The organism is Brevibacterium daeguense (assembly GCF_021729135.1).
Lineage (GTDB): Bacteria > Actinomycetota > Actinomycetes > Actinomycetales > Brevibacteriaceae > Brevibacterium > Brevibacterium daeguense.
The window spans coordinates 548264-563018 of sequence record NZ_JAJTWW010000001.1 but is presented as its reverse complement, the minus strand read 5'-3'; the positions used below and the strand labels follow the sequence as shown (position 1 = coordinate 563018).

At 68.3% G+C, this 14755-nt stretch carries 13 protein-coding genes; 1 reads left to right on the top strand and 12 read right to left on the bottom strand.

Translation table 11 applies throughout. The features are described from left to right. Positions 1 to 13: 13 nt before the first annotated feature. Entirely contained in the window at positions 14 to 1993 is a 1980-nt protein-coding gene (locus tag LXN01_RS02610) for an ATP-dependent DNA helicase (RefSeq protein ID WP_236862973.1), read from the bottom strand. Beyond that, positions 1990 to 3495, bottom strand: coding sequence for a GTPase HflX (gene hflX, locus LXN01_RS02605; protein ID WP_236862972.1), 1506 nt, complete (start codon positions 3493 to 3495; stop codon positions 1990 to 1992). Before hflX ends, LXN01_RS02610 begins: the two co-directional genes overlap by 4 nt. A 204-nt stretch (positions 3496 to 3699) precedes the next feature. On the opposite strand from hflX, the gene LXN01_RS02600 reads away from it, so the two are divergent. After that, positions 3700 to 4317: a class I SAM-dependent methyltransferase gene (locus LXN01_RS02600; protein ID WP_236862971.1), complete on the top strand. Its 618-nt coding sequence runs from the start codon at positions 3700 to 3702 to the stop codon at positions 4315 to 4317. Positions 4318 to 4376: 59 nt separating this feature from the next. Here the strand turns inward: LXN01_RS02600 and dapF are convergent, their stop codons facing one another. From dapF to LXN01_RS02550, 10 genes are all read right to left on the bottom strand, one after another. Beyond that, complete coding sequence (gene dapF / locus LXN01_RS02595) at positions 4377 to 5291, bottom strand: diaminopimelate epimerase (RefSeq protein WP_236862970.1); 915 nt, start codon at positions 5289 to 5291, stop codon at positions 4377 to 4379. 34 nt (positions 5292 to 5325) lie between these two features. After that, on the bottom strand, positions 5326 to 6261 hold the full coding sequence (miaA, locus tag LXN01_RS02590; protein WP_236863136.1) for a tRNA (adenosine(37)-N6)-dimethylallyltransferase MiaA: 936 nt from the start codon (positions 6259 to 6261) through the stop codon (positions 5326 to 5328). Positions 6262 to 6292: 31 nt separating this feature from the next. Continuing rightward, positions 6293 to 7795, bottom strand: coding sequence for a tRNA (N6-isopentenyl adenosine(37)-C2)-methylthiotransferase MiaB (gene miaB / locus LXN01_RS02585; protein WP_236862969.1), 1503 nt, complete (start codon positions 7793 to 7795; stop codon positions 6293 to 6295). 96 nt (positions 7796 to 7891) lie between these two features. After that, complete coding sequence (locus LXN01_RS02580) at positions 7892 to 8431, bottom strand: regulatory protein RecX (RefSeq protein ID WP_236862968.1); 540 nt, start codon at positions 8429 to 8431, stop codon at positions 7892 to 7894. Positions 8432 to 8534: 103 nt separating this feature from the next. Further along, positions 8535 to 9785 carry a recombinase RecA gene (gene recA, locus LXN01_RS02575; RefSeq protein WP_236862967.1) on the bottom strand — a complete coding sequence of 417 codons (1251 nt, stop codon included), beginning with the start codon at positions 9783 to 9785 and terminating at the stop codon, positions 8535 to 8537. Positions 9786 to 10087: 302 nt separating this feature from the next. Further along, positions 10088 to 10315: a DUF3046 domain-containing protein gene (locus tag LXN01_RS02570; RefSeq protein WP_236862966.1), complete on the bottom strand. Its 228-nt coding sequence runs from the start codon at positions 10313 to 10315 to the stop codon at positions 10088 to 10090. Then, entirely contained in the window at positions 10316 to 10633 is a 318-nt protein-coding gene (locus LXN01_RS02565) for a helix-turn-helix domain-containing protein (protein WP_236862965.1), read from the bottom strand. It abuts the gene before it with no gap. Positions 10634 to 10818: 185 nt separating this feature from the next. Next, positions 10819 to 11307 (bottom strand): CinA family protein, encoded by a 489-nt coding sequence (locus tag LXN01_RS02560; protein ID WP_236862964.1) that lies wholly within the window; start codon positions 11305 to 11307, stop codon positions 10819 to 10821. Beyond that, positions 11304 to 11912 carry a CDP-diacylglycerol--glycerol-3-phosphate 3-phosphatidyltransferase gene (gene pgsA, locus LXN01_RS02555; RefSeq protein WP_236863135.1) on the bottom strand — a complete coding sequence of 203 codons (609 nt, stop codon included), beginning with the start codon at positions 11910 to 11912 and terminating at the stop codon, positions 11304 to 11306. Before pgsA ends, LXN01_RS02560 begins: the two co-directional genes overlap by 4 nt. Positions 11913 to 11924: 12 nt before the next feature. Next, a complete protein-coding gene (locus LXN01_RS02550) occupies positions 11925 to 14585 on the bottom strand; it encodes a DNA translocase FtsK (protein WP_236862963.1) in 2661 nt (886 codons plus the stop codon). Positions 14586 to 14755: the final 170 nt, after the last annotated feature.

The window sequence follows — 14755 nt, the reverse complement described above, 5'->3', positions numbered from 1 at the left end:
GGGCCCGTGGACGTCAGTCCGCGGGCCCGTCCTGTGCCAGCCGCGCGAGCGCTCCGCGGACAGCCGCACCGTTCTCCGTCTTCCACATCGGCGGCAGCGAGCCCAGCAGGAAGCCGGCGTAGCGGGCGGTGCGGAGGCGGGAATCGAGAATCGCGACGACTCCCCGGTCAGCCGTGGAGCGGATGAGCCGGCCGGCCCCCTGGGCCAGGCGGAGTGCCGCGTGGGTGGCGCTGACGGTCATGAAGCCATTGGCCCTGTTGCGTTCGGCCGCGTGGGTGCGAGCCTTGACCAAGGGATCGTCGGGACGCGGGAACGGAATCCGGTCGATGACGACGAGCCGGCACGTCCGCCCGGGGACATCGACTCCCTGCCACAGCGACATGGTCCCGAACAGGGAGCATTCGTCCTCCGCGGAGAATCGGGCCACGAGCGCTCCGAGGGAGTCCTCACCCTGCAGCAGGATCGGCGTGTCGACGACGTCCCGCAGGGCCTCGGCCGCCTGCACGGCCGCGAACTTGGAGGAGAACAGACCCAGCGCTCCGCCGCGGGAGGCAGTGATCAGCTCACGCAGCTCCTCGATCGCCTCCTCCGTGAGTCCGCTCCGGGCGGGCTTGGGAAGCCGCGACGCGACGTAGAGGATTCCCTGCCGCTCGTAGGCGAAGGGCGAGCCGACGTCGATGGCGTCATACCGGGGCGCCTCCGGCCCGGCGAGGCCCAGGGATGCGGCCACCGGTTCGAAGCGTCCGCCCAGCGCCAGCGTCGCCGAGGTGGCGATCACGGTGGAATCGGCGAACAGGCCGCTGCGCATGGTGCCGGCAACGCTCAACGGGGCGACGACGAGTGAAACGGTCTCCGTCTCCCGGAACCTCGACCTGCTGACCCAGACCACGTCGTTCTCGGCAGACTCAGCCATCCGCTCGGCCAGTTCGAAGACCTCCTGCAGCCTCGCCCGCGCCATCTGGCGGCCGGCGTCGGCTTCTTTCGCCTCGCGGCTCTGACCCGAATCCGCGGTGATCTGGCGAGCCGCGTCCCGCACCGCGACGACCGCGTCGGCCAGGGCGTCGGGCCACTTCTCGAGCAGGCCCTCGGGCGTCGCGTCCAGAGCCTTGTCGAACGCAGAGGCCGCCGTCTCCAGCAGACCGATCACTCCGTCCTGAACCTGGGTGTGCCTGCGGGCGGACTGTGCTGCGGCGTTGATCATCGTGGTCGTCAGGGACCCCGACAGCGCATTGGTCACTCGGTCGCGCAGCTCGTGGGCCTCATCGACGACCACTGCCGCGTGCTCGGGTAGGACAGTGCTGTCTCCGAACGCGTCGATGGCCAGGAGCGCGTGGTTGGTGACCACGATGTCGGCCTCCGAGGCCTTGATCCGAGCCCGCTCGGCGAAGCACTCCTCGTACAGCGGGCAATGGGATCCGAGGCAGTCGAAGGCGTTGACCGACACCTGCGCCCAGGCGCGGTCGGAGACCCCCGGGATCAGATCGTCGCGGTCTCCGGTCTCAGTGATCCGCTCCCAGCTGCGGACCCTGCTGATCTCCTCGCCGAGGCCGGAGCTCTGCGCGTCCCCGCGGCCGGCGGCATCGTCGGCTCCGAGGTCGAACAGCATGCTCATGGAATCGTCGGGGTAACCGCCTGCCAGCTTGTGCTTGCACACGTAGTTCCTTCGGCCCTTGAGCACCGCCGCCTGCGGCTTCTGGGTGAGGTCGGACTTCACCGACCCCAGCAGCCGCGGCAGGTCGCGGTCGATGATCTGCGCCTGCAGCGCCAGGGTCGCCGTCGACACGACGACGCGCTCGCCGGTGCGCACGGCATACTCGACCGCTGGAACCAGGTAGGCCAAGGACTTGCCGGTGCCAGTGCCGGCCTGGACGAGCAGGTGGGTGCCGGAATCGAGCGCCCCGGCGACCGCCTCGGCCATGGTCTCCTGCCCCTCGCGCGGCTGTCCTCCGAGGGAGGTGACAGCGGTGGAGAGGAGCTCTGACGTGCGGCTCAAGCGGTTCCGCCGGAGAACATATCCGGTTTGCGGTAGTCCTCCAGCTCGCTGAGGAGTTCGGGGTCCACCCGTGCCTGCAGCGCCGTGCCGTCCGGCAGGTGCTTCTCCTCGACGACGGTGCCCTCGTCGTGGATCCGGGAGACGAGGTCGCCGCGATCGTAGGGCACGAGCACCGTCACCTCGTGGGCCGGCACGGGCAGCAGCTCGCCGATCCGCGTCTGCAGCTCCTCGAACCCCGCGCCCGTCGCGGCAGAGACCGCGATCGAGCCCGGGTAGCGCTGCAGCAGGGCCGAGAGTTCGACGGAGTCCGCGATGTCAGCCTTGTTGAAGACGATGAGCTCCGGGATGTCGGCGGTGTCGACATCAGCGAGCACCTCGCGCACTGCCGCCACCTGCCCCGTGGGATCCGGATGCGAGGCGTCGACGACGTGCAGGAGGACGTCGGAGAACGACGCCTCCTCCAGCGTCGAGCGGAAGGCTTCGACGAGCTGGTGGGGAAGGTTCCGGACGAATCCGACCGTGTCCGTGTAGGTGAAGGTGCGACCGTCCTCGGTCTCCGCCTGCCGCACGGTCGGGTCGAGCGTGGCGAACAGCACGTTCTGAACCATCACCCCGGCGTCGGTGAGGCGGTTGAGCAGCGAGGACTTGCCCGCGTTGGTGTAGCCGACGATCGCGACGCTCGGCACATGGTTGCGGGTGCGGTTGGCGCGCTTGGTCTCCCGGGCCGGCTCCATCCCGGCGATCTGCTTGCGCAGCTTGGCCATCCGCGTGCGGATTCGTCGCCGGTCCAGCTCGATCTTCGTCTCACCGGGACCGCGGGAGCCGATGCCCTCGCCGCCGGCCACCCGGCCGCCTGCCTGCCGGGACATCGACTCGCCCCAGCCGCGCAGCCGCGGAAGCAGGTACTCCAGCTGGGCGAGCTCGACCTGCGCCTTGCCCTCGCGGCTCTTGGCGTGCTGGGCGAAGATGTCGAGGATGAGCGCGACGCGGTCGATGACTTTGACCTTGACGACGTCCTCGAGTCCGCGCCGCTGGCCCGGAGCGAGTTCGGAGTCGACGATCACGGTGTCGGCGCCCACTGCGGCGACGACCTCGGCGAGCTCCTGCGCCTTGCCGCGGCCGAAGAACGTGCCCGGATCCGGGTTCTCACGACGTTGCAGCATCCCGTCGAGCACCGTGGACCCGGCGGTCTCCGCGAGTGCTGCGAGCTCCCGCAGAGAGGCTTCGGCCTCCGCAGCGGTGCCCGTCGAGTACAGGCCGGCAAGCACGACCTTCTCCAGCCGCAGCTGCCGGTACTCGACCTCGGTGACATCCTCGAGTTCGGTCGACAGCCCGTCGATCCGGCGCAGCGCCTGTCTGTCGAGGACATCCGCCTGTGCGCCGGACTCGTGGACGAGCTCGTCGTCGGTCAGGGCGGTGCCGGCCCGCGAGAGGACTCGGTCGACCATGGCACGGCGACGTTCGTCCTTGGACGGTTCGGACTCGGGCTGGTTCTCGGGCATCGGTGAATCCGGGTCGGATTCGTTCACAGGCATCAGGCGCTTTCTCTCTCGGTCGGTCTTCCATTCTCCCACATCCGGGTGGGTGTGGGGAGGCCACCCGAGGCAAGTCTCCGGGGGCATCCGAGCAGGGTGCGCAAAGAGCACCATGGTGAGGCGATGAGTCCTGTCGCGCGCGTGGGGCGGCGCGCGACTACCATGGATCCGATGACCGATCACTACTTCTCGGAGATGCCGGACGTCGAGGCGCAGCCGCGGCGCATCACCGTCCGCCTGGCCGGGCGCGACGTCGAGGTGACGACCGCCTCGGGAGTGTTCTCCCCCGGCCGGCTCGATCTCGGCACGCAGGTGCTGCTGCGAGCAGTGCCGGCCCCGCCGCCGGGCGATCTGCTGGATCTGGGCTCCGGGTGGGGGCCGATCGCCCTGCAGGCCGGACTCGAAGCCCAGGATGCGGGCGTCGGTGTGCGAATCTGGGCCCTCGACGTCAATCGGCGTTCTCTGGGGTTGACGGAGGAGAACGCGCACGCTCTCGGTCTCGACTCGATCCGACCGGTCACGCCGGATCAGGTGCCTGAAAACCTCGAATTCGACGCGATCTGGTCCAACCCTCCCATTCGAGTCGGGAAGGAGGTGCTCCACGATCTCCTGACGACCTGGCTGCCGCGACTCCGGCGCGGCGGGGAGGCATGGCTCGTGGTCTCGAAGAACCTGGGCGCGGATTCACTGCGGAAGTGGATCGAGGAGACCCTGGGCGACGCATTCACGGCGACCAAGCACTCTTCGGCCAAGGGCTTCCGAGTCATCCTGATTCGCCGGGAAGCCTGAGTGGCTCGCGGTCACGCTCCGGTTCCGCCTCGGGTTCCGCCTCGGGTTCCGCCCCGGGCTCAGGCGAGAATCCGGCTGAACTCCTGCTCGAGGGCGATGTCGGCGACCAGGACAGCAGGCCCGGACAGAGCGACATCGTCATCGGTGATCTCGATGCGCACGATTCCGCCGGGAAGGCTGACGAACCAGGTGCTCGGCCCCGCGTCCCCTGCCCAGTAGCGGGCAGCCAGCGCGGCCGCGCATGCCCCGGTCCCGCACGACTGGGTCTCCCCCACACCCCGTTCGTGGACCCGCATGCTCAGGCGGCCGGTCGAGGGATCTCCGTCATGGTCGGGCTCGATGACGATGTACTCGACATTCGTGCCATTGCCCGGGACGGGTTCGACCTGAGGGCGCCGGGTGAGGTCGGCCGCTGCGAGGTCGGCAGCACCTGCCAGCGCGACCACAGTGTGCGGATTGCCGAGATCGACACTCAGGCCGGGCCTGGCCACGTCGATGCCGGCAGTGGTGACGAGGGAGTCGGCACCGCCCGCGATCGGCGCAGGGAAGCGCCACGGTCCCATGTCCACGCGGTACCAGGGCGCGCTTCCCCCGAGTGGGTCTGCGATCCGAGTCACGCTTTTCACGCCGGCGCGAGTGCCCACCGAGACCTCGGAGTCGACGTCGACCAGACCGCGCACGGCGAGGAAGTGGACGAACACCCGCACTCCGTTGCCGCACATCTCGGCGATGGAACCATCGCCGTTGCGGTAGTCCATGAACCACTCTGCGCCGGCTTCGGCAGCCGCGGGCGCTTCCGGGATTCTCGCATGCGAGGTGCGCACCACTCGGATGAAGCCGTCGCCGCCGATCCCGCGCCGCCGGTCGCACAGGAGTGCGACCTCGGCGGCCGAGACCTCGACGTCCCCGTTCGGGTCCAGGAGAAGCACGAAGTCATTGGCAGTGCCGTGTCCTTTGGTCAGTTCGCGTCCCATCACCCGGCCAGTCTATCGGCGCGCACCGCCCGACCTAGAGTCCGGTGGCGGATCGATACATTCGCTGGGCGCGGGAGATCAGCTCGCCGTGATCTGAAGACTCCCCGCCGGGAGCATCGAGCCATTGGATCCGGTGGTCGCGTCGGAACCAGGTGTCCTGCCGCTTGGCGAACTGCCGGGTGCGCGTGATCGTGGACTCCACGGCGGTGGCCTGGTCCATCCGGCCCGCGAGCAGTTCGATGATCTGCGAGTAGCCGATGGCCTGACGGGCAGTGCGCCCCGCGGCCAGCCCCTGCTCGAGGAGGCGTTCGACTTCCGCTGTCCAGCCCGCCTGCCACATCCGCTGCACCCGCGCAGCGATCCGCTCATGCAGCTCTGCTCTCCCGAGCCGGAGACCGATCTGGACCGTGGGGACCACGTATTCGTACCGGGGCAGGTGAGCGGAGAAGGGCTTCCCCATGAGTTCGATGACCTCGAGCGCCCGGACGATGCGACGGGTGTCGCCCGGGGAGATCTTCGCGCCGGCGGCGGGGTCCATGCCGCGCAGACGTTCGTGGAGGCGAGGGGAGCCGAGCTCTTCCGCTTCCACTTCCAGTCGAGCTCGCACGACCGGGTCCGTCCCAGGGAAGGAGAGCGCGTCGGTCGCGGCCCTGACGTAGAGCCCCGAACCGCCGACCAGGATCGGAACGTGTCCGCGTGCATCGATCTCGCGGATGAGCCGCCGGGCCGCCGATTGGAATTCCGCGACGGAGGCGTCATCGACCACATCGAGGATGTCGATGAGGTGATGTGGGATCCCTCCGCGGTCCTCGGGCGGGAGCTTCGCCGTGCCGATGTCCATGCCGCGGTAGAACTGCATGGCGTCGGCGTTGATGATCTCTCCGTCGAGGCGCTGGGCGAGGCCGATCGCCAGGTCGGATTTTCCAGTCGCGGTCGCTCCGACGAGATTGATCACCGGTCGGCTCACCATCACCGTATCCGCACCCGGAGAGTCGGGCACCTCAGCTCCGGGTGCGGATGGTCGGCATGCCGAGCAGGGTGGGCCCTCCCTCGACAGGTGCAGGGCCGGCACCGCAGCTGTCCGCCTGCGATCGTTCCCACGCGTCGCCCGCGCGGGTCGGGATGATTGCGGCAGGACCGTCGGCGATGAGGAAGTACGGCTTCGCCTCGGAGACCGTGCAGGCAACGATATCGCCGGGGCGAAGCAGTCCTGTGGTGCCGGCGGCACCCACATGGACGAGCCGGTTGTCCGCCGCGCGGCCGCTGGCGCGACCGTGCTCGGAGTCCGGCAGGCTGGTGACGAGTACGTTCACCTGCTTGCCGATGTGCGCCTGATTCTCCTCCCACGCGATCTGGTCCTGCAGGGCGACGAGTCTCTCGAACCGCTCCTGTACGACTTCCTTGGGCAGTTGGTCAGGCATGGCAGCCGCCGGCGTGCCGGGCCGCTTGGAGTATTGGAAGGTGAACGCCTGGGCGAACCGCGCCTGCCGCACGATCTCCAGCGTGCCCACGAAGTCCTCCTCGGTCTCTCCGGGGAATCCGACGATGATGTCGGTGGTGATCGCCGCATCCGGAATGCGGTTGCGGACACGCTCGAGGATGCCCATGAAACGGCTCGTCCGGTAGGACCGCCGCATGGCCTTGAGGATTCTGTCCGATCCGGACTGCAGCGGCATATGGAGCTGAGGCATCACCGTGGGCGTCTCCGCCATCGCGTGGATCACATCGTCGGAGAACGCCGCCGGGTGGGGACTGGTGAAGCGCACCCGTTCAATGCCCTCGACCTTCCCGACCGCTCGGAGCAGCTTGGCGAACGCTCCGCGGTCCCTGAATTCGGCACCATAGGAGTTGACGTTCTGGCCGAGCAGGGTCACTTCGATGACACCGTCGGCCGCAAGTGCCTCGACCTCGGCCAGGATGTCGCCCGGACGGCGGTCCTTCTCCTTTCCGCGCAGCGCGGGGACGATGCAGAACGTGCAGGTGTTGTTGCAGCCGACCGAGATCGATACCCACCCCGAATGCGTCGATTCCCGTCGGGTGGGCAGGGTGGAGGGGAAGACGTCGAGGCTTTCGAGGATCTCGACCTGGGCTTCCGCATTGTGGCGCGCCCGGGCGAGCAGCGCCGGCAGCGAGCCCATGTTGTGGGTGCCGAAGACGACGTCGACCCACGGGGCGCGCTCGACGATGGTCTCGCGGTCCTTCTGTGCCATGCAGCCGCCGACCGCGATCTGCATGCCGGGGCGCTCCCTCTTGACCTGCGCCAGTCGTCCGAGATTGCCGTAGAGGCGATTGTCGGCGTTCTCACGCACCGCACAGGTGTTGAAGACGACGATATCGGCCTGCTCACCGATCGGCGCCGGGGAGTAGCCGGCCTCATCGAGCAGACCCGAGAGACGTTCGGAATCGTGGACGTTCATCTGGCACCCGTAGGTCTTGACCTCGTAGGTTCGGGCGCTGTGGTCGGAGTCCCCGATCTGAAGGGGGCGGGCGGCAGTATCAGTCATGAGGCCTCAAGTGTAGCGAGGCATCCGCACCAGCGCCGAACTGCTGCTCCCGGCAGCCGGAACGGCTCGCGCTGATGTCGCGCAGGCCCCCGAGCGTCAGACGTCATCGAGGGCACGCTGCGCCGCCGCCATCGAGACTCCCGGTGGAAAGCCGCGCCGGGAGAGCATTCCGAGGATCCGGCGCATCCGGGTCTCCCGCGGCAGGTTCGCCGAAGTTCGCGCCTTCTTGAGCGCGACCTCGTATGCCACGCCGAACTCGTCGTCCACGGCTTCCACCGCAGGTTCCACTGCTTCTTCCGGGACGCCCTTCTTGCTGAGCTCGCGGCGCAGCGCACTTTTCGACAGGCCTCGACTGCTGCGCTGCGATCGGACGAAGGCCTCCGCGAACGCGCTGTCGTCGAGCAGCTTCGATGCCTGCAGCTTCTCGACCAGACGATCGACGACCTCCGATGGATGCTCCCTTCTGAGCAGCTTCTCTCGCAGTTCCGCCGACGAATGATCCCGAGAGGCGAGCATGTTCAGTGCACGCTTCTTGGCCTTCCGGTATTCCGGGTCCTCCGCACCGATGTCATCAGCGCCGGCGCCGGCGGAATCCTCCCGCAGTGGCAGGCTTTGCCGCTCGTATGAGACTTGCATCCCCGCGCCGGGCGCAGAGCCTCCGGGATGGAGCGTGATCGAATCGACGGCCTGCTGGAGGGAGGCGAGGACCGCCCGTCGGGGGCGGTCCTCAGCCTGTCGGTCAGAAGTCGACATTGTTCTTTTCCGACGGCGCCCCACTGGCGGCACCGACTCCGCCTGCTGCCGGAGTCGGAGGCGCGGACTTCGCGGGACCCTGAGTCTTCGCCGCGCCGCTCGCCTTCGCCGCTCCAGCAGGAGGCGCCGCTGTCTTGGTCGTGGAGGCCGGGGCCGCCGGGGCGTCGGAGGCTGCACCCGCACCGTCGGCCGGAGCGGCCTCCTCGTCCTCGCCCTTGATGAGGCCGAGCTTGTGCTTGATCTTCAGCTCGATCTCCTCGGCCAGGCCCGGGTTGTCGCGCAGGAAGTTGCGCACATTCTCCTTGCCCTGCCCCAGCTGGTCCCCGTCATAGGTGAACCACGAGCCGGACTTCCGGATGATGCCGTTGTCGACGCCCATATCGATCAGGCTGCCCTCACGGGAGATGCCGTGTCCGTAGATCATGTCGAACTCGGCCTGCTTGAACGGCGGGGCGACCTTGTTCTTCACCACCTTGACGCGGGTGCGGTTGCCGACTGCCTCACCTGCCTCCTTGAGGGTTTCGATCCGACGGACGTCCAGTCGCACCGAGGCATAGAACTTCAGCGCCTTGCCGCCCGAGGTCGTCTCCGGCGAGCCGAAGAACACTCCGACCTTCTCGCGCAGCTGGTTGATGAAGATCGCGGTGGTCTTCGAGTGCGCGAGCGCGCCGGTGATCTTCCGCAGCGCCTGGGACATCAGGCGCGCCTGCAGTCCGACGTGCGAATCGCCCATCTCGCCTTCGATCTCCGCTTTGGGCACCAGGGCCGCGACCGAGTCGATCACGATGATGTCCAGGGCCCCGGACCGGATGAGCATGTCGGCGATCTCGAGCGCTTGCTCTCCGGTGTCCGGCTGTGACACCAGGAGCTGGTCGGTGTCCACGCCGAGAGCCTTCGCGTACTCCGGGTCCAGCGCATGCTCAGCGTCGATGAATCCTGCGATCCCCCCGGCCGCCTGGGCGTTGGCCACAGCATGCAGGGCGACCGTCGTCTTGCCCGAGGATTCCGGGCCGTAGATCTCGACGACGCGGCCGCGCGGCAGGCCGCCGATGCCCAGCGCGATGTCGAGCGCGATCGAGCCGGTCGGGATGTATTCGATGGGGGCACGGGCTTCGTCGCCGAGCCGCATGATGGCGCCCTTGCCGTACTGGCGGTCGATCTGGCCGAGCGCGGCGTCGAGCGCCTTCGCCTTGTTGTCCGCGGCGTTCTGCGCCGAGCGCGGAGTCCTGCCTGCCATGGTTCCTCCTGTGTGTGATCCGTCAGTCTGCACTCTAGGACGCAGCACGGACACGGTTCCGGTTGTGCCCGGCTGTCTGGGGACGGCGAGCGGCTTTCGCGTTCGCCGGGTCACAGTCCAGTGGGCTTGGAAGCGAGTCTAGCCGACCATGGGAACACCTGTTCGAAAACACGCGGCGTGTCGTCCACATGCACTGACCACGGGTGTGGCGAGAACTCCCGTCGTCCACACCTACCGCACCGCGCGCGTCGATGACTGCGGGCCTGAGCGCGGATGCATCGGCACGCGGACGGAGCAGGCACTCAGAACGGAGTGGCACGGGGCTTGTCCCTGCCCAGTCGCCTCTCCTCGGGAACTCCGGTCGCATCGCAGACGGCGAGCCAGACCTCACGAGGCTCGAAGCCCGCGGCGAAGGCTTCGGCCGGTGTCCTGGATCCGAGTCCGCTGAGAGCCAGGTCGGTGTGCAGGGACTCCGCACGTGCCCGCCCGAACTCGTCGGCCATGAGGGTCCAGTAGAGCGTGTGGCGCATTCAGGAGTTTCCGGCCATCGCCTGTTCGCCGGCCAGCACGCGCTCGGACATCTCTGGCGGAACAGTGTCGGGAATCGCGACGCCCTCGCTCAGCGCGACCCGGTCGCTGACCTCGCGCAGCAGGAGCGAGACCGGGAGCTCCAGTTCCTCGCAGATGGCCGAGATCAGCTCGGAGGAAGCCTCCTTCTGACCTCGCTCGATCTCGCTGAGGTACCCCAGCGAAACACTGGCTCCGGTGGAGACGTCGCGGAGAGTGCGATTCTGCCGGAGGCGCGCCGCACGCAGGGAGTCGCCGATCTCAATGCGCAGAAGCGTCATCCGAATCCTCCCTGTGCCGATGGAGTGTGAACAGCAATCCTACTCATACACCCTGAGCAACCGAACGTTGAGCGAATTTGTTCCCCTAGGGTAGCGCGTCGCCTTACCGACATCCATCGGCCGGCTGGGCCCGAGGGCGATTGACAGCGAATTGTGACCGGACCGCGCGCTCCCAACCCTTCCCCTCACGCCGGCTCCCCTGCCCCGCGTCCCAGGAGGTCGATCGCGGCGTTGACCGTTGCCAAGCGGATCGCCGCTCGATCACCCTCGAATCGGCGCTCCTGGACGACAACGCCGTCCGGGCTCGCGAGCCCGAGGTACACCAGCCCGACCGGCTTGCCGTCCTGGGGATCGGGACCTGCGACGCCGGTGCAGGACACCCCCACATCGGCGCGGCACACCCGAGCGGCCCCGAGAGCCATCTGTCGCGCCACCTCAGGATCGACGGCGCCCGAACGCGCCAGCAGCTCCCGGTCCACTCCGGCGAGCTCGGCCTTGAGATCGGTCGCGTAGGTCACCAGCCCGCCCCGCACGACAGCAGAGGCGCCGGGGACGGTCACCAGCGTGGACACGATCAGGCCGGCCGTGAGCGACTCCGCTGTCGCCACCGTGAGCCCGTGAGCCGCAAGCCGGTGGACGATCTCCGTCACGGCCGGCACCGTCGCGGAGCTCACGGAGTGGTCCTTCTGGTCTGCCTCACCAGCCGGTAGGACTTCACGCAATAGTCGACGCCGGTGACGAGTGTGACCACCACGGCCGCCGTCATCACGACCCAGGCCGTGATGACGAGGCCGACGATCACCGGCTCGGGCACGACGCCGGCGAGCGGCAGCAGGACGATGAAGAGCCCGATGGCAAGGGTCTGCAGCAACGTCTTGAGCTTTCCGCCCTTGGACGCCGGCAGCACCACCCAGCGGATGATGACGAGCCGCAGGACGGTGATGCCGAACTCTCTGACGAGGATGATGACCGGAATCCACCAGGGCAGAACCTCGATCAGCCACAGGCCGATGAGCGCGGCGGCCATGAGGGATTTGTCGGCGATGGGATCAGCGATCTTGCCGAAGTCGGTGACCAGGCCCCAGCGCCGGGCCAGGTCCCCGTCGATCTTGTCGGTCAGCATCGCCAGCCCGAACACGATGAAGGCCCACAGTCGCCACACCGGGTCCTCTCCCCCGTGACCCAGCAGCAGAACCAGGAACACCGGGACGAGCAGGATCCGCAGGATCGTCAGCGCGTTCGGCAGATTCCAGGGACTGGGCTGGGAGTGCTCATTCATCACCGATCCAGACTACCTGCCGGTGAGCTCCCAGGCGTCTTCGCTCTCGGCCTCGACCACTTCCAGCCCGGTCCCCTCGTCGTACTCGCCACTGGTGTTCCCGGCACCCGCCGAGGCGTCAGCAGCCGCCGGTGGTTCCTCGCCCCTGATGACGGCCAGCGTCGCAGGCAGGTCCTCGGGCGTGACGAGCACGTCGCGAGCCTTCGACCCCTCAGACGGTCCGACGATGCCGCGCGACTCCATGAGGTCCATCAGCCGGCCGGCCTTGGCGAAGCCCACGCGCAGCTTGCGCTGCAGCATCGAGGTGGAGCCGAACTGGGTGGTGACGACCAGCTCCGCCGCCTGCAGCAGCAGGTCGAGATCGTCGCCGATCTCCTCGTCGATCTGCTTCTTGGGCTTCTCCACCGCGACGTCTTCGCGGTAGACAGGGGTCAGCTGCCCCTTGACATGGTCGACGACCTTCTCGATCTCGCTCTCATTGATCCAGGCGCCCTGCACGCGCATCGGCTTGGCCGCGCCCATCGGGAGGAACAGCGCGTCACCCTGGCCGATGAGCTTCTCGGCGCCGGGCTGGTCGAGAACGACCCGTGAGTCGGCCAGCGACGAGGTCGCGAACGCGAGGCGGGACGGCACATTGGCCTTGATGAGGCCGGTGACCACGTCGACGCTGGGGCGCTGGGTCGCCAGCACCAGGTGGATGCCCGCGGCACGGGCGAGCTGCGTGATGCGCTGGATCGAAGCCTCGACGTCGCGGGGCGCCACCATCATGAGGTCGGCGAGCTCGTCGACGACGACAAGCAGATACGGGTAGGGGTGGAGCACCCGCTCGGAGCCCGGCGGGACCTGCACGCGTCCCTCGCGGACGGCCTTGTTGAACTCCTTGACGTGCTTGAAGCCGAACATCGCGAGGTCGTCGTAGCGGGCGTCCATCTCGCGAACCACCCATTCGAGCGCCTCGGCGGCCTTCTTCGGGTTCGTGATGATGGGGGTGATGAGATGCGGGATGCCCTCGTAGACCGTGAGCTCGACCCGCTTGGGGTCGACCAGGATCATCCGGACCTCGTCCGGTGTGGCGCGCATCATGATCGAGGTGATCATCGAGTTGATGAAGCTCGACTTGCCGGATCCGGTCGCACCGGCCACGAGCAGGTGCGGCATCTTCGACAGATCGGCGACCACGAACCCGCCCTCGACGTCCTTGCCGACACCGACGACCATGGGATGGTCGGTCTTGCGGGCCGCCTGCGAGCGCAGCACGTCGCCGAGGGCGACGGTTTCCCGGTCCATGTTGGGGATCTCGATGCCGATGGCCTTCTTGCCCGGGATCGGAGAGAGGATCCGGACGTCGGCGCTCGCGACCGCATAGGCGATGTTCTTGCTCAGCGCCGTGACCTTCTCGACCTTGGTGCCGGCTCCGAGTTCGACCTCGTAGCGCGTGACAGTCGGGCCGCGCGAGAAGCCGGTGACCTCGGCGTCGATGTTGAATTGGTCGAGCACGTCGCGCAGCGCCTCGACGACCCGGTCGTTGGCCTCGGAGCGCTCCTTGGCCGGCGGGCCTGCGAGCAGGTAGTCCGACTGCGGGAGAGTGTAGGTGACGTCGCCGGCCAGGGTCAGCTGCTCGACGCGCTGCGGAAGCTCGCCGGTGGCCTGCGGTGCCGGGGTGGAGACGGCGGGCACCGCCGCTTCCGGGTCGGGAGCAGCAGCGGGCACCGCCGGCGAGGCGGTAGCGGCAGCAGCGGCGCCGGCCGCCTCGTCGACCGGAGTGCCGATCACCCGGGTGGCCTCCTCCATTCCGAGGTCCTTCTTGAGCTTGGCGGCGTGCTTCTCGGCCTTGGTCGGACGGCGCTCGCCCGGGCGCGGCTTGGGCTCGTCGTCGGCGAAGACGTCGTACAGCTCGGGCTCGGACTCCGGCGCGGGCTTGGATCCGGGCTGAACGTCACGTTCGTGGATGTAGGCCTTGTCGTAGGCCTTCTCATCCTCCTTCTCGTACTCCGGCGCCTCGTCCTTCTTCTTCCGGGAGCGGCGCTTGGAGCCCATCGGCTTGAGGGTGCTCGTCGTGCGGTTCTCCCGCACGAGGTCGGGCGAGGAGTCGGCGTCGGCTCCGTCGGCTCCGTCATCGGCCCGCCTGCCGACGAGCAGGCAGTAGAGGGAGTACACCCGACCCGGAATGGCGTTGACGGGGGTTGCGGTCATCACGAGCACGGAGAACAGCCCCAGGAGCACCAGCAGCGGAACGGTGACATAGACGGTGGTGGCCGCGATCAGCGGTGATGCGATGACGAAGCCCAGCGCTCCGCCCCCGTTGGCCATCGCCTCCCGGGAGTTGACGAAGCCCGGGTTGCCGGCGGCGACGTGGGCGAGACCGGCGGCGGCGGCGATGAAGGCGAGCAGTCCGATCAGAATGCGGTTGTTGCCGCGGGTGTCCTCGCCGTGCAGGAAGAGGCGCACCGCGTAGCCCACGAGGAGGATCGGCAGTGCCAGGGCGACCCGGCCCATGGTGCCCTCCACGACCGCACGCACACCGTTGCCGAAGGCGCCGGGGATGTTCCACCACTCGAAGGCGGCGACGACGATCGCCAGTCCGATGAGGAAGAAGGCGGTGCCGTCGCGCCTGATGGGATTGTCATCGTCCGAATTGTCGGTGAGCACTCTGCGCGTGCGGTTGCCTGCCATGTGTGCCACTCCTATCCATGCCCCGGTCATCACGCCGCCGGAGCCCACCTCGTGTGCCCCCGCAACGCCGGTGCGGTCGGAAGTGGCCTTGCGTCCACGTCGCCTGGTGCCGGAGCCAGCAGCGGGGGAAGTCGTACTGGTCGCCATGATGACCATCGTACGGCCGGCAC